Genomic DNA, 19842 nt, shown 5'->3' with positions numbered 1-19842 from the left:
TACCCGTAAAGGAAGACCATGCCTCCGAACCTGTCGCTCGACCGGGCCGCCGTGGCCACCGTCGTGAAGAAGACGGTCGTCGCCGAGTCCCGGCTGTCCATCGCCCCGGAGAGCGTCTCCGAGGACGAGCCACTCGTGGGTGACCTGCTGCACGTCAACTCGCTCGGCTTCGTCGGCATGCTCGTGCGCATCGAGGACGAACTGGACGCGGCACTGCCGGACAACCTGTTCGTGGGCCGCAGTTTCCGCACCGTCGGCGACCTGATCGACGTCGTGACCACCGCGGAGGCCACACGATGACACTCGAGACCCCGAGCCGGTGGCGCAGCGTGCTCCCCCACCTGGCCGAGCCGCTGCCGCCGGACGTGACACCTCCCCGCGCCAGTGGCGATGTGAAGATCAACATCCCGGTCGAGCTCATCCGGCACAGCGTGTCCACCCGCGAGTACTGGGACATCCCCGCACCCGTCGTCGAGCGCTACCGCCAATACCGGCCCACCCCGCTGTGGCGTGCCCGCGGCTTCGAGGAGGCGGTCGACGCGCGGGTGCCGATCTACGTCAAGAACGAGGGCGGCAACATCTCCGGGAGCCACAAGCTCAACACCGCGCTCGCACAGGCCCACTACTACAAGGCGGCGGGCGTCGAAGAGCTCGTCACCGGTACCGGCGCCGGCCAGTGGGGCACCGCGCTGGCCGCGGCCTGCGCGCTGTTCGGACTGCGCTGCCGGGTCTTCATGGTCGACTCCAGCCTGCAGCGCAAGCCCTACCGAGGGGTGCTCATGCGGATGCTCGGCGCCGAACTGCACTCCAGCCCCAGTGGCCTGACCAAGGTCGCCGCGAAGGAGGACCTCGCCGCGGGCAACAGCCTCTCCCTGGCCATCGGTGAGGCAGTCGAGTACGCCGCGGACAACGACGGGGTCGCCTTCTGCATCGGCAGTGGCGAGACCTACAGCATCCTGCACCAGTCGGTCATCGGCCTGGAGGCCGCGGAGCAGCTCGCCGCACTCGACGCCCCGGTCGGCACCGTGATCGGGTGCGTCGGCGCGGGCTCCAACTTCGGCGGCATCGCCCTGCCGTTCCACGCCGCCGCCCGGACAGCGGGAACAGAAGGCCCCCGCCTGGTCGCCGCCGAGTCCAGCTCCACCCCGAAACTCACCCGTGGCGTCTACGCGTACGACAAGACCGACGCCACCGGCAGCGGACCGATGGAAGCGATGTACACCATCGGCAGCGACTACCAGATTCCCGACGCCCACACCGCGGGGCTGCGCTTCCACGGTGCGGCCAAGGTCATCTCGGCCATGCGGCACAGCGGGGACATCGACGCGATGGCCGTCAGCCAGGCCGACGCACTCGACGCGGGACGGCTGCTGGCGCGCCACGAGAGCGTCCTGCCCGCCCCGGAGTCGGGACATGCTCTGGCCGCCGCCGCCAGGATCGCCGCCTCCCCGGACGCCCGCCAGGGAGTCCTGGTCTGCGTCAGCGGTCACGGCTACCTGGACCTGGCGGCGTACGAGCACTTCCTCGACGGCGGCGTCGAGGACCAGTCTCCGTCCGACGAGGCACTGGCACACGCGGTGTCCGGACTGGCGACCGTGGCAGTTCGAACGTGACCGCCGTCCTCGCCGATGCCACCGACGTGCGTACGGAACTGCTCGACTGCATCCAGGCCAACCTCGCCGTGCTCGCCGACCGCTGGGGCGGGCCCCTGCGCCACCTGGCTCTGGGCGCGACCCTGCGCTTCGCGCCGCGCACCGGGCCGGACGGACTGCCCACCGTGGACCCGGCCGTCGAGTCCCATGTGGCCGAGGCGACCGGACTCGTCGGCCTGACCACCGGCAACTGCCACCACGACCTGCGGCCGGACCGGTTGCGCGTCCTCGCGGCACAGGCACCCGTCGTCTACGCCGTGGGCGACAGCTACCACATGCCGTGGCTGCCCTACGCCGGCCACAGCCACATGGAGCACAGCTTCCTCGTCGCCGCCGAGGGGGACGAGGCAGTGGTGGTCGACGCCTACGACAACGAAACCGCGTGGGGGCCCGCCCGCCCCGGACGGTGGAAGCTGCCGTGGCACCGACTGCCCACGGTCACCCTCGCGACGCTCCCCGCCGCCTCGGCCGGCTACCGCGCTCCCGCCCCCGCTGTGCACCTCGCCGACCCGGCATCCTACGTCGAGGCCTACGAGAGCCACCCGGACCGGCTCGCGGCACTGCGCCGACTCACCGCCGAGACCTGGCTGATGACCAGGGCACGCCGCCTGCACGCCGCCTACCGCCTGCACCGGGGCGAGCACCTCGACGCTCAGGAGCACCTGCAGCGCTGGGACAAACTCACCGCTGCCGCGTTCATCGCCCTGCGCCGGGCGGAAAGGGGCAGGCCCACCCCCGGGGCGCTGTTGCCCGACCTGGCCGCCGCCCTCACCGCCGACCGTGCAGTCCTGGCCACCCCGACCGACCAGAAGGAGACCCCGTGAACGCGACGTTCGAGAATCTGCTGACCCCCTTCCTGCCGTACCTCAACGGCAATCCGCTCACCGAGGACAGCCGACTGCACGACCTGGGCCTGAACTCCATGAAAGCCATCGACCTGCTCTTCACCATCGAGGACGAGCTGGGCGTCTCGCTGCCGGACGAGGACCTGAACGACGCCACGTTCGCCACGGCGGGCGCCCTGTGGAACGCCGTGCAGCGGGCCGGCACCGGCCAGGAGGACCGGAAGGCGGCGGCGTGAGCACGCCGACGCTGCTGCCCCGGGCCGACCCGCCCTCGTACCGGGCGCTCGACGCTCTGACGACCGGGGCGAGCGGACCTGAGGTGTGGCGAGCGCTGGGCGCCGAGGGGCTGCTGCCCCGCGCGTACCGCGACGGTGACCCGCGCCGCGGGCTCGAACCGGGCGAGCTCGGCAGACTGCTGGCGGCGGTGGACGGCCGCTTCTCCCTGGGGACGACCCTTGCGGTGTGCGTGCCGCTCGCCACCTGCCTGCCGCTGCTGGCCCGAGCCGCCGGCCCCGCCTCCCGGACGCTGAGCGACGCGCTGCGCGGCCGGACGGTCGTGGCGCTCGCCGCCACCGACGACACGGCCGGCTGCGACCTGACGTCGCTGAACACGGAAGCCGTGTTCGACGACGACGTGGTCGAACTCAACGGCACCAAACGCTGGATCACCAACGCGACCCGGTGCGAGGCCCTACTGGTCCTGGCCCGGCACCGGCCCGGCCCCCACTTCACCAACTTCACCTGGGTACTGGTCCCGGCCGACGCCCCAGGAGTCCACGCCGAACCGGCCGACACCGATCTGTTCGACGGCTCCGGCACCGGACACCTCTCCTTCGACCACGTCCGCCTCGGCCGGGAACACGTCATGGGCGGCGTCGGCCGCGGAATGAGCGGATTCGCCGCGCACATCGCCTCCGAGCGCCTCGCCGGAGCACTGTGGGCCGTCGCACTGTGCCGACGGGTGCTGCGGGACACTCTGCACCACCTGCGGGAGCGCCCGTATGCGGACGGCACCCTGTGGCATGTGGAAGGCATCCGGCAGCGGTACGCGGCCGCCCTGTTGCTCGCCCGGCAGCACCAGGCGCTCACCGCGGGCCTCGCCGACGCGGTCGCGTCCGGACGGGACGCCACGTCCGCGGCGATGCTCAAGGCCAGCGCCGCCGGCACCGTCGAACGGGTCCTCGACGAGTGCGCCCACCTCCAGGGCGCACACGGCTTCCGCCGCGGCGGGCCCCAGGAGCTGCGCGCCCAGGCCGCCCTGTTCGGCATCGGCGGCGGTACCACCGAGATCGTGCTGTCCGTCATGGCCGGCGCCGCCACCGACCTCCTTGAGGAGCTGGACCGATGAGAGTGCGTGAGATCGGCCCCGCCGTGTGGGCGGCGAGCGGGACGCCCCGTACCGAGGAGGTGACGGCGGCGGACCGGATCGCGGTACGCGGCGCGGCCCCGTGGCGCGCCCAGCAGCTTCTGGGGGGCCGTGCGCTGCTGCGGGCACTGCTCTCGCAGGTGCTGCCGCAAGCCGCGGGCGCGCCGGTCGTCGCGGGACCGAACGGCAAACCGTTCCTCCACGGCCGGCCCCGTCTCGGCATCAGCATCTCCCACGACGACGAGCACCTGGCGGTCTGCGTGGGAGCGGACCGGCGCGTGGGCGTGGACATCCAACTACCACCCGACCGGGTCGGCGCTCGGCTGCTGCGGAGGTGCGCCCGCGGCCACCTGGAGGCCCTGGCCGGACTCTCCCCGCGACGGCGCGACACCGTCTTCGCCGAGATCTGGACCGTGCAGGAAGCCTGTGTCAAGGCGGACGGTTCCGGGATCGGCGGCCTCCCGTGGACCATCGACGTGCCCCCGCACGCCGACCGGGGCAGCTGGCAGGGACTGCAGTGGCGCAAGGTGCGTGGCCTGGCGGACGCCCCCATGGCCTGCGCCTGGGACGAGGAGAGCCGATGACAACTCCGCTGTCGTGCTACAGCACCGCCCTCGTGGACCACCTCGGCCCCGGAGCCGCAGACCGCCTGGCGGACGCCGTGCATCTGTGGGTACGCACCGACGCCCCGGACGGAACGCTGGCCTTCTCCCATCACGACCGCATCGACCCGGGCCTCGCCTATGCCGACGCGGAGGACTGGACGACGGCAAGCCGGGCACTCGGGGAGCAGCTCGCCCGGTACGCCTCGGTGATCGTGGTCGGCAACGCCTTCCACCTCCCCTGGTCCCCGCACCACGATGAGCGGCCGGTGGCCCACTGGTTCCTGCTGCGCGGACGCCGCGACGACGCGTGGGACGTCACCGACGGGTTCACGGCGCTCATGCCCGGCGGCGAGCAGCGCCCCTTCGAAGGCACGCTGGGCGACGCCGAGTTGTGCAGAGCGATGACCCCCCTCGGCCGCCAGGCCCCCCACCTGCACCACCGGGACGTGTACGCACTGGGCGTCCCCACCCACGTGGGCGACCCCGACCGGTACCGCTGGCTGCGTCCCGCCGGAGGCGCGGAGACCGACTGGTCGGGGGAGTGGCTACGGGAGCTGCCAGAGGTACTGGAAGCACTCCGCGACCGGTTTGTCAGGGACGAGCAGGCACTCCACCAGCACGCCGACGACCTGTGGGCCGCGGCGCGCCACCACGAGCACGCGCTGACCCGGCACGGCGACCCCGAGGCGGCGGCCGCGTGGGCCCAACTGCCGAAAGCCCTGCGCTTCGCCTCCGAATCCGCCCGGCGCGGCCGCCACCGCGGCGGAGTCGTCGCCGAGGCCTTCGACACGCTCATCGAGCTCACGACCAGGACGGTGGAACGCCATGATCAGCCTTGAGGAAGCCGTCGACGAACGCGAGTTCCGCGCGGCCATGACCAGGCTGGCCAAGTGTGCGGCCGTCACCACCGCACTGGGGCCCGCAGGACCGGTGGGATGCACCACGACCTCCCTCATGTCGCTGTCGGTCGCCCCGCCGAGCGTGCTCGTGGCCTTCCAGTACGGAAGCCGCACCCTGGACGACATCCAGGCCGCGGGACGATTCGTCATCAACGTGCTCTCGCACGAGCAAGGCTCCCTGGTACGCCGGTTCGCCACCGGCAGCGCACGCGAACGCTTCCGGGGGCTGGAGTACACCGTCGCCCACGGGGCCCCTCTCCTCAGCGGTGCGGCCGTGTCGCTGGTCTGCGACCTGCAACAGTCCCTTCGCGCCCTCGACCACATCCTGCTCGTGGGCTCCGTCCGTGACCTGCGCGCCGCCGCCGCGGCACCCCTGGTGCTGGTGACCGGCGAGCCCCACACCACGGTGCCGGCCCTTCCCCGGCCGACGACACCCGACGACATCCGCTGACCTGGAGGCCTTGATGTCCCCCGGACACCTCACGCACGTGCCCGATCAACGCTTCGACGAGTTCCTTCTCGCGGCGGGGGCCCTCACCCCCGAGCGGCCCGCGGTGGTGGAGTACGCCGAAGGCACCGTACGCACCACGACGTTCCGCGAATTGCAGGACAGCGCCGCCCGTTACGCCGCCGAGCTGGACCGGTACGGCCTCGACATCGGCGACCGGGTGATGATCGTGTCGGACATGTCGGCGCAGGCCGTCGCGCTTCTGCTGGCCTGCGCCGCACGGGGGCTGCCGTTCGTACCGGTCAGCCCGGAGGCGCCGCCCGAACGGCGCGCGACGATCGCGGAACTCGCCGAACCCGCCCTGTGTCTCACCGCCGCTTCCTGCGACGCCACGGCCGCGCCGGGTGCGACCCCCGTCGGGCAGGGCTCGTTCGGCCCGGAGGGCATCAGGGTGCCGCACCCGCCGGTGCCCGGCGCGCGCCGCCGCCGGGCCCTCGCGCCCACCGACACGGCGTACATCATCTTCACCTCGGGAACCACCGGTCGGCCCAAGGGCGTTGTGATGAGCCACCGGGCGGTCGTGTCCTTCTACCGGGGGATGCTGGCCGAGAGGATCGTCGGCGCGGACGACCGTGTGGCGTCCACCTCGCCCCTTCAGTTCGACTTCTCCCTGCTGGACCTGGGCCTCGCGTTGGGCAGCGGTGCCGCCCTGGTGCCGGTACCCCGGCCCCTGCTGCGCTGGCCGACCCGGTTCCTCAAGGTCCTGCGGGCCACCGGGGCCACCCAGGTCAACGGCGTTCCGTCGATCTGGCGCCAGGTGCTGCGACACGTCCCCGAGCAGCTGGCCGAACTTCCCGACCTGCGCGGTGTCCTGTTCTGCGGCGAGGAGTTCCCCACGTCGGAACTGCGCCACCTGCAGCGGCTGCGTCCCCGGATGCGCCTCGTCAACTGCTACGGCGCCACGGAGTCCATGGCGGCCAGTTTCGCCGACGTACCCCGCCCGCTCCCGGAGGAGACCCGGCGCCTGCCGATCGGCCAGGGGCACACCGGGGCGGAACTGCTGCTCGTAGGGGAGGACGGCACGGTCATCGAGGAGGCGGGGACGGTCGGCGAGATGTACCTGCGCAGTCCCGCGCTGTTCTCCGGCTACTGGGCGGACCCCGGGGCGAGCGCCGCAGCCCTCGTCCCCGATCCGGTCGAACCCCGGTCGGGGCAACGGGTCTTCCGGACCGGCGACCTCGCCTGTCGCGGAGACGACGGCGAGCTGTACTTCTGCGGACGCAACGACTCCCAGGTGCAGATCCGTGGCAACCGGGTGGAACTGAATGAGGTGCAGCGCCGTCTCCTGGAATTCCCGGGAGTGACCGAGGCCGCCGCCCTCGTGGTGGAATCCCCGGGACAAGAACCCGAGTTGGCGGCCTTCGTGGTCTTCGACGAGGAGGCACGGCCCGCCGACGAGAGCGACGTCGTGGCGTTCTGTCTGCGCTCGATGCCCGCTTACATGGCGCCGAGCCTCATGCGGGTGACGGACGCACTGCCGGTCAATCAGCACGGCAAAACCGATCACCGTAAACTTGTCGCCTCACTCGCGAGCGCCTAGTCGGACAAGCTTTGTTGTCCTTCCCGCGGTGCGGCGTGATCCGATGCGCGCGGCACCGCGGAGGAGTTCGTCCGTACGGGGAAACGGAGAGGGAATCGGGGACGGCCGTCTATTCTTCGCGGACGACCTGCTCCGCAGCCGCGAGAACGGTGTCCAGAGCCGGCCGGGGAATTCTGCTGCGTCGCCATACCGTCTGGGTGAAGGTCTGCACCGCGGGCTGCCAGTTCAGCTTCCGCAGCACCCCCTGTGCGATCTCCTGGGCGACGGCTATTTCCGGCAGCAGGGCAACGCCTATTCCGTTAGCGGCGATCCGTTTCACCGCGTCGATCGTATTGAGTTTCAATGTCCGGCGTTTCGGAGTTCCGGTGGCGACATCGCTGAGCAGGGGAATGCCGTCACAGAATGCGGCATCGACGTCGGAACACACCAGCATGGTCGAAAAGGAATCCGCAGTCGGTGTGCCCCGGTCGCCGTCGCCCTCGGTCCGGCCTGGCGCGGCCACCAGCGCAAGCGGTTCCGGACGGAGGACGTTGAATTCCAGATCCTCGTGCGACTGCTGCGCGCCGATCAGGAAAACGCAGTCCAGCTGACCGCTACGAAGCTGAGCAACAGCATCCTGCGGAGACGATAAATGGACCGAAAAATCGATGAGCGGATAGCGGATGTAGAGATATTCGATGAGAGGTAACAGTCGATGACTGGTCAGGCTCTCCGGCGAACCCACGCTCACCCGGCCACGTGTTTCACCGGGTGCGGCGATCGTCCGCTGCACCTCTTCCGTGAGCCGGACGATCTCGCGGGCGTGGGGTATAACCGCCAGGCCGTTGCTGGTCGGCCGGACGCCGCCCGGCAGTCGTTCCAGCAAAATGGAACCCAACGACTGCTCAAGGGCCTTGATGCGATTCGTGATGGTCGGCTGAGTGACGTTGAGCCTGGTCGCCGCTCTCGTGAAACTCCCGACATCGACCGCACTGAGAAAAGCCTGAAGCTGTCGAGTGTCCACACTGCCCCCGCTACGCCAAGATATGTCCGAGTGCTACCGTGGTGCATTCATGCGTTGGTGCGTGTATTGCGCCAAACGGCACCGGTTTCCACGCCTGCGCAGAAGCGGCGAAGAGAAAGGATGCTGGTCGTCGTTTCGGCAATACTTTCGAAGTCGAACGTAACACCACCACCCCGCCGCTCGCAAGGAAAAAGATGCGCGTTTGTTACACAAAGGGAGGGGTACTCTGCCTCTACTTAGTGTCGAACCCCTAAAGGGGCCGACAGCTGAACCGGAGATATCGAAGGTGAACAGTGCGGGAGTACGTGTCGTTCATCTTCCGCGGTCGCGACCGTGCAAAATGACCACCGGAGGTGCTCGACGTGACGGACCAAAAGGGCGTAACGGGCCAGGGTGACGTGCCCCAACTGTGCCAAGTGGTGCTCGACTGCACCGATGCCAGGACGCTGGCCGAGTTCTACCGCGAGTTGCTGGGCCTGACCTACGCTCCCGGGGACGAGCCGCCGGAAGAAGGGCAGCCCGACGAGCGCGGCAACGACTGGCTCGTCCTGCGAACCCCGGACGGAACTCCACAGCTCGCCTTCCAGCAGGTCGCCAGGCTCACCCGGCCGACGTGGCCGGACGACGAGGTGCCGCAACAACTTCATCTGGACCTGAGCGTGGCGTCGATCGCGGACCTGCGCAAGCAGCACGACCGCGTTCTGGCCCTCGGCGGCTCGCTGTGGCAGGACCGCAAGGACGGCCCGGACGAGCCGTTCCGCGTGTACGCGGACCCGGCAGGTCACCCCTTCTGCATCTTCGTCAGGTAGGCACCCGTCCGACGACCGGACTACGCCGTCCCGGCCGCCCCCTGGATTTCCGGTCGGCGCCCGGGTACGGCCGGTCACCTCACTCTGGCATGGCCGCGATCGCGGCGCGGGCGATCCCCTTGGCCTCCGACTCGCAGGTCGACGCGGGGTGTTCCTCGCCGCCCAGGGCCGCGCGGACCACGAGATTGCCGTCGCGCACGTACAGGCTGCAGTGTTCTTCGGGATCGGGGTAGGACCCGTAAGGGGCGCTCCAGTACGCCTCGTCTCCGAAGCCGAGGTCCGTCTCCGGTGTTTCCTTGGCGGCGTCCTCCTGGGGAGTCCTTGCGCTGCTGGTCGGTCTCGTGGTCGTCGCGCTTCAGTTCCCAGCCGACGAACGCGTGCACCTTGTCGGTCAGGCCCGTGATCCTGACCTTCTCGGGGTCGCCGAGTATCTCTCCCCACGCACAGCTGGTCGAGGCGCCCTTGTAGCCTTCGCGGAGTAGTCGAGTTCCTTGGTCCTTGCGGGCAGAGGCAGTTGACCGGCCACCTCGGAGCACACCGGAGCCTTCGCGCATCTGTCGGGCTCTACGGGACGGTCCCGCAACGCGTCGGCCGGCGCCCGGGCCAGGCCCGCCGCGAGCAGCCGCACCGCCTCCTCGGGCAACGGACCTGCGGCATCGCCGCCGCTCGCCGACCCGTTGCTTCCCGGCCGTGAGTCGGAGCGACTGCTTCGAAGAGCCGGTCCGTGCGGGCGTTCCCGGTCGTCCTCGTTCAGAGGAGTGGTGAGAGCGGCCACCGCCTCGTCGTGGACGGTGAGCAAGTCCATGACTCCTCCACAATGAACCCACGAGTGCCCCGGCAAGTACGGCGACGACGGGCCCGCCCACTGTCGCGCGAATGCGCCGCCGCCCACTCCTCGTCATACGTGCCCCGGTCCGGCCGGACTGGCACACTGCACGGGCACCCCGACGACACCTCTGCGCAATCGGGGCGCAAACCACGTGCGATACATGTGTGTTTGAGGTAGGGTGCGGCCTGATGGAGGCCAACCGTATGTCCGACGATGAAGGGGCCCTGTTCAGTGCGGTCGACGCGCTGCTGGAACAGGTCGCCCAGGATCCCCTGCCGCCGCCCGCGGAACGCAAGCGTCTGCGGGAGGCCGCCGGGCTGAGCCAGGAACAGATCGCCAGAGCGCTCACCGCCCGGCGCGAGTCCGTGGGGAACTGGGAAGCGGGCCGGAGCGAGCCGCGGCCGCCCAAGCGTGCCGCGTACGCACGGCTGCTGGAAGGCCTCGCGGCCCGCTTCCCCGCCCCGCCCACCGACGCGCCCGCCGTCGTCCCGGCGGCTGAGGCGCCTGCGGTCGTCCCGGCCACTGACGCGCCCGCCGTCGTTCCGCCCCCCGAGGGGCCCACCGTCGTCCCCGCTGTCGCAGCGCCCCCGGCCGCCCCGGCCCCGGTGGCGCCGGAGGCGTTCGCTCGCGCGGTCCCGGAACCGGCCCGCGAATCGGTCCCGGAACCCGCCACGGAACCGCCCCCCGAACCCGACCCGGCGCCCGCCTCCGTACCGCTGTCCCGCCCGTCGGTGCGCAGCACCGCCCAGCCGGCGGGCGCGTCGTCGCGTCGTCCTGCGGCGAAGAAGTCGGTGGCCAGGAGGACCACGACGACGTCCGCCCCCGCCGACCCGCGCTTCGAGAACGGCCCGCTCGCCGTCATCGACTGCGAGGACGGGCAGGTGTCGGCGTACTGCGTCGGCGGCCTCGTCCTGGACGTCCCCGCCAAGTCGCTGCCGGCGCTGGTCGACTGGACGCTGACCGAGGCCCGGCTCGGGCAGACCCGGCTGCACCGGCACGGCCGCGACGCCGACCCGATCCTCGTCCTCACCGCGTCCGCGCTGGAGCGCTACGGCCTGCCCGCCACCCTCTCGGACGAGGAACGGCACGCGAGCCGGCTGCCGGACAGCCACAAGGTGGTCAGGCAGATCGCACGGGCCGGCCTCCAGCTCACCCAGCGCGGCCTCGGGCCGTGGGCCCGGGTCTTCCGCGACCCCGAGGGCTCCAGGCGCCGCTGCGTGCAGTTGTGCGTCCTGCCCTGGAACGCCCTGGACGCCCGGGAGTGGGACAAGAAGGACGACCCGCAGCTGCCGACGATGCACCCGGCAGACCTCGCCCGCTATCTCGGCCTGTACGCGGAGCGGGTGACGACGCCGCGCGGCAGCACCGCGACCACGGGCCTGGAGCTGATGACCGCGCTGCGCCCGCCGACCCGCGCGGAGAAGAACCCGGCCACCGGCGAGTTCGAGCGGGCCTTCAACGACGACGCGCTGATCGCCCGGTACGACGTGGTGGAGTGCGAGGTCCCCGACGAACACCCGGTCCTCAGGGGCAAGTTCGCCCGGCATCATCTGCGCACCCCGGCCGAGATGCTGATGGAGGAGCCCTACGACTGGTGCCGGCCGCTGACCGACGAGGAGTGCGCGAACCAGTTCCTGGTCGCGGTCGACATCAACATGTCGTTCGCCGCGGCCGCGAACGGGCTCACCGTCGGGCTGAACGGACCGACCCACCTCACCGGCCACCCGGCGTTCGACGCATCGCTGCCCGGCTCCTGGCTGGTCGACCTCGGCCACGTCGACCTCTCCCGCGTCCGCGTCAACGGCCGCACCGTCGACGGCGACCGGCTCCCGAGCCCGTTCACACCGAAGGGCGACCGGCCCGAGGGCCCGGCCTGGTACGCCACGCCCACCGTCGCCTACGCGGTGGAGCTCGGCTTCGACGTCACGCCGATCGAGGCTTACGTACGTACCCAGAACAGCCGCTACCTGGACTCCTGGTACAAGCGGCTGCGCGACGCGTACGTCGAGACGATGGCCGACATGGGCGTCACCAGCGGCCTCGGGGGAAGCGAGTTCCTGGACGCGATGGCGCGGCGCAAGCAGGTCGATCCGACGATGGCGCTGCTGGAGACCGCGATCAAGGCGACGGCCAAGGGCGGCATCGGCAAGTTGCGCCAGCGCAGCCGGGGCCAGGTGCCGTACTACGAGGAGTACCCGGCGCTGAAGCGGGAGACGTGGCGTCCCGACATCCGGGCCGCCGTACTGGCAAACCAGCGCGTGGGCCTGCACCGGAAGCTGATGAAGACGGCGGCCGCGGCCGGCCTCTACCCGGTCTCCATCGGCACCGACGCCATCGTCTACCCCTCGCCCGGCCCGTCCCCGCTGGACATCCTGCCGCGCACGGAGGACGGCAAGCCGGTGCCGGGCACGTTCCGGCTCGGGGTCTCGCCCGGGATGGTCAAGCACCAGGGCACCCGGACCGTCCTGTGGGCGGAAGCGCTGTTCGAGGAGCGCGGCGGCGTCTTCAACGTCGCCAACCTCATCAAGAACGACCCCATGGCCGGAGAAGGTGAGTAACCCGTGGTCGACTCGCTCGCGGACAGTCTGGACCGCGCGCTGGAGGGGGCGTTCACCCGCCGCATCCCGCAGAGCGCCCAGGCGCAGATGAAGTACCTGGTGAAGCAGCTCAAGGGCACCAGGGCCGCCGCCCAGGTTCTCGGCGTCTCCCAGCGCACCGTGGAGCGGTACGTCAAGGGACAGCTCAAGCGGCCCCGGCAGGACCTCCGCGGTCGCCTGGAGCGTGAGGTCAGGAAGCGGTGGCAGCCGCAGGTGCGCGCGAGGGCGAGGAAGAAGGCCGCGTCCACGGACGGCCTGGTCGTCTCCACGCGCGCCCGCTTCGGGTTCGAGGCCGCCGGGGGCACGACGGACGACGCCCGGGTACGGGACATCACCCAGGCCCTGCCGCCCCAGTGGGCCGACCGCCTGTTCACCGCCAGGGAACAGGGCGCCGACGAACAGCAGCTCCACCGGATCGCGGCCGACGGCCTCGCCCAGATGTACTTCCGCGCCAACGACAGCCGCGCGCACGGGCTGGGCGTGGAGTTCACCGACGTGGAACGACTCGACATCGAGCTGTAGGGACCGGGCTCGGCGGGGTCCCGCCGGTGCGCTGCCCGTAAGCGTCCCCCCGCCCCTGAGCGTTCGAGTCGGTCCGCGCCCAGCCGAGCCGAGCCCGCCCCCGGGCGTCGGGCCTCGCGTGTCCCGGTGCGGTGGCAGGCGCCACGGCACGCGAACCGGGTCCGGCTCCGGCTACGTGCCCGACCCCGCCGCGCCCGGCCGGTCGATCCGGTAGAGGTAGTGGGCACGGTCGTCGACAGGGTTGTCCGGCTCCAGATCGCCCTCGGCGACCCGGCGCAGTCCGGCCTTCTCCAGCACCCGCCAGGACGCCTGGTTGGCCGCCGACACCGGCACCAGGACACACGGCGCGTCGGGGTGGTCCGTCCAGGTCGCCCGTACGACAGACTGGATCATCCGAGTGCCGAGCCCCCGGCCGATGTGGTGCGGCTCACCGATCAGGTAGTCGAGGGTCATCGCTCCGGGAGGCACCTCGGCCAGGGTGGCCAACTCGGCCAGATATTCGGGGTAGTCGGACAGCCGGCAGCGCTGAACCAAGCCGACCGGGCTGTCGTCGAGGTGGACGAGAAGGTCTTCCGACGGTTCCTCGCCCCTGGCGGCGGGGCCGAAGTCCCGTGACACCGTCGCGAGCGAGGTCTCATGGTTCCACCAACGAGCCACGTGCGGCTGCCTCAACCAGGACATCAGCAGCGGGAAGTCGCGCTCGGCGAGCCGACGCCAGGTCATCACCGGAAAGCCTCCAGGGGGCCGTGCCCGCACCGGGACGATTCCGTCCCGGTGCGCCAAGAGTGTGCCTGAAACCACCGAGCGCCCCACGGCCCGGAAGCGTGGCGGTCACGCGGCCCGCCGGCGCGGAGCCGCGCGACCCGCGCGGGCACGAAGCCCGGTCAGTGCTGCCCGTCCAGCACCGAGCGCAGCGTCTTCGCGAACTCCGCGGGCTGTCCCTCCTGGCCGAACTCCCCGCCCAGGAAGCCTCCGTGGTGGCTCGGGAACCACGTCGGTGCGAGGCCCAGGCGCTCCGCCACCCCCACCGCCGCCCGCGCCGTCATCTCCTGCTCGGACTCCCGGCCGGCCGCGATCACCAGGCGGGTCGAGGCGGCGCGCAGCGCCGCGAAGTCCGGCTCGTAGCCCGTGCAGTTGCGCAGGTTCTGGCCCAGCAGGGCATCGTCGCGCGCACCGTCGTCCTCCGTCGGCAGGCCGAAGGCCGCCGGGTCGGGCGCGGGTCCGTCCGCCCAGTCCTCCGGGAACTCACCCTGGTGCGTCGCCGCCGCGATGAACTTCGCCATTCCGGCACCGAGCCCGTCGCGCAGGTACGTCTCGTGCATGTCCGCGAACACGCGCAGGGCGGCCTCGCGGTCCGGCAGGGCCTCCGCGATCGGCGGCTCGTGTGCGACGAGGGTGCGGACCAGGGCGGGGTGCCGGGCGACCAGGGCCAGCGCGTTGACCGCACCGCCGCTGCTCGCGAAGACGTCCAGGGTCTCGACACCGACCGCCTCGACGATCCTGGCCAGGTCCTCCGCGTGCTCCTCGGGGGAGGACTCCGCCGCCCCGTCGGTGCGCGGGCTCCGGTCGACTCCGCGGGGGTCGTACGTGATCACCGTGCGGTCGGTGAAGTGGGAGGCCAGCGTGACGAACCCGGCGGCGCTCATCGGCGAGCCGACCAGGAACAGGGGGGCTTCCCCGCCGGAACCGGGGCGCACGTCGTAGGTGAGGGTGGCCCCGGCGACGGACAGGGTGCGGGTTTCGGGTGAGGTCATGGTCGACTCCTGGTCGGGGGCTGTCGGGGGTTTCTGCGGTTCTGGAAGGTAGACCCCGGGCAGACGCGAAAGTCATCGCCGGGCGACGTGCCTTCTTCCGCGGGGCCGGCCCCGACTGCCCCGGTTGTACGCAGAGCCCCTCGGCTGAGCCGTCGGCGCGCGCCCGGTCCCTCACCAGCCGATCGTGGGATGCATGCCGTTGCAGCCGGGTTCCTGCAGGGGACAGGACGGGTGCGGTTCGAGGGGCTCCTCCTTCGGCGGTTCCGACGGGAGCGGCAGCGGCGGCGGACCCTCGAACGCGGCGCATCCGCAGACCTTGCAGGCCCCCGCGTACCGGGGGCCGCCGTGCCGGAAGCGTGCGTCGCCGCACTGACATCTGGTCGTCGCCCAGGACATGGTCCCCGCCCCCCCCGTCGCCGCCGTGGAATCCCCAGGCTAGTACGCCAAGGTCCTTGCGGCACCTGCCCCGTCGGCCACCGCCGCGGGCGGTGTTCCGGTTGCCGGTACGGTACGAATCGGCCGTGGCGCCGCGGAATGACCTTCGAGGCGCGGCGGTTGGACTACACACGGCAGGTGGCGCGGTAGGTGACGTGACCCTTTGTGCGGCTCGCGTCGCGGTCCGTCGGCCCGGCCGGGTGCGACACACTGGTTGATCAGAGGGGAAATTCCATGCAAGAGCGCTTCGACGTCGTGGTCCTCGGGGCGGGACCCGGTGGTTACGTCGCCGCCGTCCGTGCCGCCCAACTGGGCAAGAAGGTCGCGGTGGTGGAGGAGAAGTACTGGGGCGGTGTGTGTCTGAACGTCGGCTGCATCCCGACCAAGGCGCTCCTGCGCAACGCCGAACTGGCGCACCTCTTCACCCACGAGGCCAAGACCTTCGGCATCAAGGTCGACGGCACGGTGTCCTTCGACTACGGCGAGGCGTTCCGGCGCAGCCGCCGGGTCGCGGACGGTCGGGTCAAGGGCGTCCACTACCTGATGAAGAAGAACGGCATCACCGAGTTCTCCGGCCGGGGCACCTTCCTCGACGCGCACACCCTCCAGGTCGCAGGGCCCGACGGCACCACGCAGCAGATCGCGTTCGAGAACTGCATCATCGCGACGGGCGCCACCCCGAAGCTGCTGCCGGGCACCAAGCGCAGCGAGCGCGTCGTGACGTACGAGGAGCAGATCCTCGCCGAGGACGTTCCGCGGTCCGTCGTCATCGCGGGCGCGGGCGCCATCGGAATCGAGTTCGCGTACGTCCTGCACAACTACGGCGTGAAGGTCACCGTCGTCGAGTTCCTGGATCGCGTCGCCCCGCTCGAAGACGCGGACGTGTCCGCCGAACTGGCCAGACAGTACCGCAAGTTGGGCATCGAGGTGCTCACCTCCACCCGTGTCGAGTCGATCGACGAGTCCGGTACGCAGCTCAAGGTGACGGTCTCCGGGAAGGACGGTGCGCAGAAGGTACTGGAGGCCGACAGGGTCCTCCAGGCGATCGGCTTCGCACCGAATGTCACGGGTTACGGGCTCGAAGCGACCGGTGTCGCCGTCACCGAGCGCGGGGCCATCGACGTCGACGGGCGCTGCCGCACCTCCGTGCCGCACATCTACGCCATCGGCGACGTCACCGCGAAGCTGATGCTGGCGCACACCGCGGAGGCCATGGCCGTCATCGCGGCCGAGACGCTCGCGGACGCCGAGACGATGGAGCTCGACTATCCGATGATCCCGCGCGCGACCTACTGCCAGCCGCAGATCGCCAGCTTCGGCTGGACCGAGGCGCAGGCCAGGGAGAAGGGTTTCGACGTCAAGGTCGCCAAGTTCCCCTTCACCGCCAACGGCAAGGCGCACGGGCTCGGCGACGCGACGGGCTTCGTGAAGCTCATCAGCGACAACACACACGGCGAGATCATCGGTGCGCACCTGATCGGCCCCGACGTCACCGAGCTGCTCCCCGAGTTGACGCTGGCCCAGCAGTGGGACCTCACCGTCCACGAGGTCGCCCGCAACGTGCACGCGCACCCGACGCTGGGCGAGGCGGTCAAGGAGGCGGTGCACGGGCTTGCCGGGCACATGATCAACTTCTGAGCCGGTGCGCGTCCTGATTCTCCGGTGAGCGGTTCCGGGGGCGGCGGCCATGGTTGCCGACGGGCTGCACAACCGATTCCGCTGTCCCGACGTGGTGCTCGGCCAGCACGACACGCCCGGTCCCGCCGGGTTCTTCCCGCACACTCCGGACCTCACCGTGTCGGACTCCGACGACATCGACGCCGTTGTGCACGGCGTCGGCGGGCACGGCTCCCGCCCCGAGTCGACGACCGACCCGGTGGTGGCGGCCTGCTACACCGTCACCCGCCCGTAGACCGTGGTCTCCCGCGAGGCCGCCGCGGCACACTCGGTGGTGCTGACGGTGGGGCAGTTCCACGCCGGTACGCAGAGCGCGTGGGAACCGGCGGGGCGAGGTGGCGGTTTCGCGGCAGGTCGTCGACGTGCACCTGCTCGGCGGAACGTACGATGACGCACGGCGTACCCGACGACCGGTACGCCGTGCACCGCTGATCGACGGAACGGGGGCGGGTCGTGCGCCTGTTGCTGACGACGGACACGCATGTGCCCAAGCGAGCGCGGGAGTTGCCCTCCGCTCTGCTCGCCGAGATGGACCGGGCCGACGTCGTCTTCCACGCCGGGGACTGGGTGGACGTGGCGACACTGGACGTGTTCCAGGCCCGCGCCCGGCGTCTCGTCGCCGTCCACGGCAACAACGACGGACCGGAGCTGCGGGCCCGGCTCGACGAGGTGGCACGTGCGGAGTGCGACGGGCTCCGCTTCGGCGTCGTACACGAGACGGGGCCGGCGCAGGGCCGGGAGCGGCGCTGTGCCGACCGGTTTCCGGACCTCGACGTGCTGGTGTTCGGCCACAGCCACATTCCGTGGGACACCGTCGCGCCCGGCGGCCTGCGTCTGCTGAACCCCGGCTCGCCGACCGACAGGCGGCGACAGCCCTACTGCACGTACATGACCGCCGAGGTGTCGGACGGCCGGCTTCTCGACGTCCGCCTGCACCGGTTGCCGCCCCGCACCTGAGGTACAAATCCGGCGTCGCAGCAGCCGCGGGCCGTATCCACCCCCGGCTGCTGCGGAAGCTCGCCCACAGTATCCGCCCGCCGCCGAGGACTCCGCTCGCCCGCCAACTGCCCCGGGCGGACGCAGGGGCCACGCCGCGTTCTGCTCAGCCGGCCCTGCCGCTCGCTCGCGTGGGCAGGCAGAACATCAGGGCCCACATCAGGGTGAGGGTGCCGCCGACCCACCACAGCACGGTGGTGAACGCGTCGCGGTTCAGCCCGCCGTCGGCCGAGCCGTTGGTGGCGGCGAAGAAGACGAGGGCGGTCAGCGCCGTACCGAGGGCTATGCCCAGATGCATGGCGGTGTTGAACAGGCCCGAGGCGGATCCCGCGTTCTCGTGCGGGACCTCGGCGAGCGACATGTCGGCGAGCGGGCCGCCGACCATGCCGAGGCCGAAGCCGATGAGTACCACCGGGGCCGTCATCGCGAGGAGCGTCAGATCGGCCTGCCGGACGCCGATCTGAAACCCGTAGGCGGCCATCGAGCCGAGCGCGATCAGGGCGCCGGCCTGGGGCAGACGACGCCCGAAGCGCCCGGCACTCTTCGCCGCGATCGTCGCACCGGCCAGTTCGCCCAGCGCGAGCAGCACGAAGGCGACCGCCGCGTGGAAGGGGCTCATGCCCAGGCCGCGCTGGAGGTAGAGCGTCCACGTCATGAAGAACAGCCCGCACAGCAGGCCGAGCGCCAGCTGTGCGCAGAGGCCGCCGGAGAACTGCTTGCTCCGGAAGAGGGACAGCGTCACGAGCGGTGCGCTGTCCTGCCTGGCCCGCTGGTGGCGAAGGAAGACGCCGAGGACCAGGACTCCGGCGGCGAGCATGGCGAAGCACCACAGGGGCCAGTGGTGTGCGTGGCCCTCGGTGAGCGGGAAGAGGATCAGGACGATGGCCAGTGCGGACAGCAGCATGCCGGTGAGGTCGAGCCGGCCGGCCTTGTGCGCGGTCGACTCGGGGATGAACCTGCGTCCCAGGACGATCACCGCGAGGCCGACGGGCACGTTGATCAGGAAGATCGGCCGCCAGGACAGTCCGAGCAGGTCGGCCTCGGTGAGCAGGCCGCCGAGGACCGGTCCCAGGACGCTCGCGAGTGAGAGCACGGCCCCGTACAGGCCGAACGCCTTGCTGCGGTTCTCCCCGTCGAAGGTGACGTGGAGGGTGGCCAGGACCTGCGGGATCATCAGGGCGACTCCCGCGCCTTGGAGCACGCGGGCGCCGATCAGGACGCCGGGCCCGGCGGCGACGCCGCACAGCAGCGAGGCGACGGTGAACACGACGGTGCCGAGAAGGAGGATCCTGCGTCGGCCGTGGAGGTCGCCCAGCCGTCCGCCGGTGATCAGTCCGACGGCCACCATCAGCGAGTATCCGGCGGTCAGCCACTGCACCGCGGCCGGGTCGGCCCCGGTCGACGACTGGATCGCGGGCAGGGCGGTCAGGACGATCGACTGGTCGAGGATGTCCATGAGCTCGGCGACCAGGAGCACCACGAGGGCGATCCGGGCGCCCAGTGCCGTCTTCGGCGGTCGGCCAGGTGCGGTGCGGGACGCGGGCGCGGCGGTGTGCTGCGGCTCGTTGCCGAGCGCGGGGGAGGACACGGGTGGGACTCCTGATCCAAAGGGACCGGGGAGCTCGGCTGTCAGCCGCACCGGGGCCGCACTGCACGAAGCCCGGGGCAGACGGCAGAGCTGCACCCGGGAACGACGTAGGGCGATGGGTGACGCAACTCAGGCCAACGCGAGTCCGCCCCCGGACACGTGCGAACACTCGACACGCGGGGGAACTGCGGACCGCTACCGGGCCTGGGGGATAAAA

General features: G+C 71.1%; 19 protein-coding genes. 15 read left to right on the top strand and 4 right to left on the bottom strand.

Translation table 11 applies throughout. The features are described from left to right. The first annotated feature begins 18 nt into the window (after positions 1-18). Genes HNQ79_RS25290 through HNQ79_RS25250 form a run of 9 tightly spaced genes read left to right on the top strand, consistent with a single transcriptional unit; the run spans position 19 to position 7415 of the window. Positions 19-300, top strand: a complete 282-nt coding sequence (locus HNQ79_RS25290) for an acyl carrier protein (protein WP_185034880.1) — start codon at positions 19-21, stop codon at positions 298-300. Further along, positions 297-1613, top strand: coding sequence for a TrpB-like pyridoxal phosphate-dependent enzyme (locus HNQ79_RS25285; RefSeq protein WP_185034878.1), 1317 nt, complete (start codon positions 297-299; stop codon positions 1611-1613). Before HNQ79_RS25290 ends, HNQ79_RS25285 begins: the two co-directional genes overlap by 4 nt. Further along, positions 1610-2476: a hypothetical protein gene (locus HNQ79_RS25280; RefSeq protein ID WP_185034876.1), complete on the top strand. Its 867-nt coding sequence runs from the start codon at positions 1610-1612 to the stop codon at positions 2474-2476. The genes HNQ79_RS25285 and HNQ79_RS25280 overlap by 4 nt, the downstream gene beginning before the upstream one ends. Continuing rightward, positions 2473-2733 carry an acyl carrier protein gene (locus HNQ79_RS25275; protein WP_185034874.1) on the top strand — a complete coding sequence of 87 codons (261 nt, stop codon included), beginning with the start codon at positions 2473-2475 and terminating at the stop codon, positions 2731-2733. The genes HNQ79_RS25280 and HNQ79_RS25275 overlap by 4 nt, the downstream gene beginning before the upstream one ends. Further along, positions 2730-3845 (top strand): acyl-CoA dehydrogenase family protein, encoded by a 1116-nt coding sequence (locus HNQ79_RS25270; RefSeq protein WP_229923468.1) that lies wholly within the window; start codon positions 2730-2732, stop codon positions 3843-3845. The genes HNQ79_RS25275 and HNQ79_RS25270 overlap by 4 nt, the downstream gene beginning before the upstream one ends. Next, on the top strand, positions 3842-4447 hold the full coding sequence (locus HNQ79_RS25265) for a 4'-phosphopantetheinyl transferase family protein (protein WP_185034872.1): 606 nt from the start codon (positions 3842-3844) through the stop codon (positions 4445-4447). Before HNQ79_RS25270 ends, HNQ79_RS25265 begins: the two co-directional genes overlap by 4 nt. Then, a complete protein-coding gene (locus HNQ79_RS25260; RefSeq protein WP_185034870.1) occupies positions 4444-5307 on the top strand; it encodes a hypothetical protein in 864 nt (287 codons plus the stop codon). Before HNQ79_RS25265 ends, HNQ79_RS25260 begins: the two co-directional genes overlap by 4 nt. Next, positions 5294-5818 (top strand): flavin reductase family protein, encoded by a 525-nt coding sequence (locus HNQ79_RS25255; RefSeq protein WP_185034868.1) that lies wholly within the window; start codon positions 5294-5296, stop codon positions 5816-5818. Before HNQ79_RS25260 ends, HNQ79_RS25255 begins: the two co-directional genes overlap by 14 nt. 13 nt (positions 5819-5831) lie before the next feature. After that, positions 5832-7415, top strand: coding sequence for an amino acid adenylation domain-containing protein (locus HNQ79_RS25250; protein WP_185034866.1), 1584 nt, complete (start codon positions 5832-5834; stop codon positions 7413-7415). A 109-nt stretch (positions 7416-7524) separates the two neighbouring features. Here HNQ79_RS25250 and HNQ79_RS25245 read toward each other — a convergent pair whose 3' ends face one another. Next, positions 7525-8418 carry a LysR family transcriptional regulator gene (locus tag HNQ79_RS25245; protein ID WP_185034864.1) on the bottom strand — a complete coding sequence of 298 codons (894 nt, stop codon included), beginning with the start codon at positions 8416-8418 and terminating at the stop codon, positions 7525-7527. A gap of 362 nt (positions 8419-8780) precedes the next feature. Between HNQ79_RS25245 and HNQ79_RS25240 the strand changes: the two genes are divergently transcribed. From HNQ79_RS25240 to tpg, 3 genes are all read left to right on the top strand, one after another. Beyond that, on the top strand, positions 8781-9227 hold the full coding sequence (locus HNQ79_RS25240; RefSeq protein WP_229923469.1) for a VOC family protein: 447 nt from the start codon (positions 8781-8783) through the stop codon (positions 9225-9227). 1032 nt (positions 9228-10259) lie between these two features. Next, positions 10260-12614, top strand: coding sequence for a telomere-associated protein Tap (gene tap, locus HNQ79_RS25235; protein WP_185034861.1), 2355 nt, complete (start codon positions 10260-10262; stop codon positions 12612-12614). Positions 12615-12617: 3 nt separating this feature from the next. Next, positions 12618-13175 carry a telomere-protecting terminal protein Tpg gene (gene tpg / locus HNQ79_RS25230; RefSeq protein WP_185034859.1) on the top strand — a complete coding sequence of 186 codons (558 nt, stop codon included), beginning with the start codon at positions 12618-12620 and terminating at the stop codon, positions 13173-13175. Between the two features lie 171 nt (positions 13176-13346). Here tpg and HNQ79_RS25225 read toward each other — a convergent pair whose 3' ends face one another. Together HNQ79_RS25225 and HNQ79_RS25220 are read right to left on the bottom strand one after the other, a co-directional pair. Further along, entirely contained in the window at positions 13347-13901 is a 555-nt protein-coding gene (locus HNQ79_RS25225) for a GNAT family N-acetyltransferase (protein ID WP_185034857.1), read from the bottom strand. A 158-nt stretch (positions 13902-14059) separates the two neighbouring features. Beyond that, positions 14060-14929: an alpha/beta fold hydrolase gene (locus HNQ79_RS25220; protein ID WP_185034855.1), complete on the bottom strand. Its 870-nt coding sequence runs from the start codon at positions 14927-14929 to the stop codon at positions 14060-14062. Positions 14930-15598: 669 nt separating this feature from the next. On the opposite strand from HNQ79_RS25220, the gene lpdA reads away from it, so the two are divergent. The 3 genes from lpdA (at position 15599) to HNQ79_RS25205 (ending at position 17998) form a co-directional block, all read left to right on the top strand. Continuing rightward, positions 15599-17002 (top strand): dihydrolipoyl dehydrogenase, encoded by a 1404-nt coding sequence (gene lpdA, locus HNQ79_RS25215; RefSeq protein WP_185034853.1) that lies wholly within the window; start codon positions 15599-15601, stop codon positions 17000-17002. A 49-nt stretch (positions 17003-17051) separates the two neighbouring features. Beyond that, positions 17052-17276 (top strand): hypothetical protein, encoded by a 225-nt coding sequence (locus HNQ79_RS25210; RefSeq protein ID WP_308437335.1) that lies wholly within the window; start codon positions 17052-17054, stop codon positions 17274-17276. A 218-nt stretch (positions 17277-17494) separates the two neighbouring features. Next, a complete protein-coding gene (locus HNQ79_RS25205; RefSeq protein WP_185034851.1) occupies positions 17495-17998 on the top strand; it encodes a metallophosphoesterase family protein in 504 nt (167 codons plus the stop codon). A 145-nt stretch (positions 17999-18143) separates the two neighbouring features. On the opposite strand, the gene HNQ79_RS25200 is transcribed toward HNQ79_RS25205, so the two are convergent. Next, a complete protein-coding gene (locus HNQ79_RS25200; RefSeq protein ID WP_185034849.1) occupies positions 18144-19625 on the bottom strand; it encodes an MFS transporter in 1482 nt (493 codons plus the stop codon). Positions 19626-19842 lie beyond the last annotated feature (217 nt).

Source organism: Streptomyces candidus (genome assembly GCF_014207445.1).
GTDB classification, from domain to species: domain Bacteria; phylum Actinomycetota; class Actinomycetes; order Streptomycetales; family Streptomycetaceae; genus Streptomyces; species Streptomyces candidus.
This window is presented reverse-complemented; position numbering and strand designations above follow the sequence as displayed.

Excerpts from the sequence above, each read along its gene's own strand:
- HNQ79_RS25290 (WP_185034880.1), top strand. The coding sequence starts at position 19 with ATGCCTCCGAACCTGTCGCTCGACCGGGCCGCCGTGGCCACCGTCGTG.
- HNQ79_RS25285 (WP_185034878.1), top strand. The coding sequence starts at position 297 with ATGACACTCGAGACCCCGAGCCGGTGGCGCAGCGTGCTCCCCCACCTG.
- HNQ79_RS25265 (WP_185034872.1), top strand. The coding sequence starts at position 3,842 with ATGAGAGTGCGTGAGATCGGCCCCGCCGTGTGGGCGGCGAGCGGGACG.
- HNQ79_RS25260 (WP_185034870.1), top strand. The coding sequence starts at position 4,444 with ATGACAACTCCGCTGTCGTGCTACAGCACCGCCCTCGTGGACCACCTC.
- HNQ79_RS25255 (WP_185034868.1), top strand. The coding sequence starts at position 5,294 with ATGATCAGCCTTGAGGAAGCCGTCGACGAACGCGAGTTCCGCGCGGCC.
- HNQ79_RS25250 (WP_185034866.1), top strand. The coding sequence starts at position 5,832 with ATGTCCCCCGGACACCTCACGCACGTGCCCGATCAACGCTTCGACGAG.
- tap (WP_185034861.1), top strand. The coding sequence starts at position 10,260 with ATGTCCGACGATGAAGGGGCCCTGTTCAGTGCGGTCGACGCGCTGCTG.
- HNQ79_RS25220 (WP_185034855.1), bottom strand. The coding sequence starts at position 14,929 with ATGACCTCACCCGAAACCCGCACCCTGTCCGTCGCCGGGGCCACCCTC.
- lpdA (WP_185034853.1), top strand. The coding sequence starts at position 15,599 with ATGCAAGAGCGCTTCGACGTCGTGGTCCTCGGGGCGGGACCCGGTGGT.
- HNQ79_RS25210 (WP_308437335.1), top strand. The coding sequence starts at position 17,052 with ATGGTTGCCGACGGGCTGCACAACCGATTCCGCTGTCCCGACGTGGTG.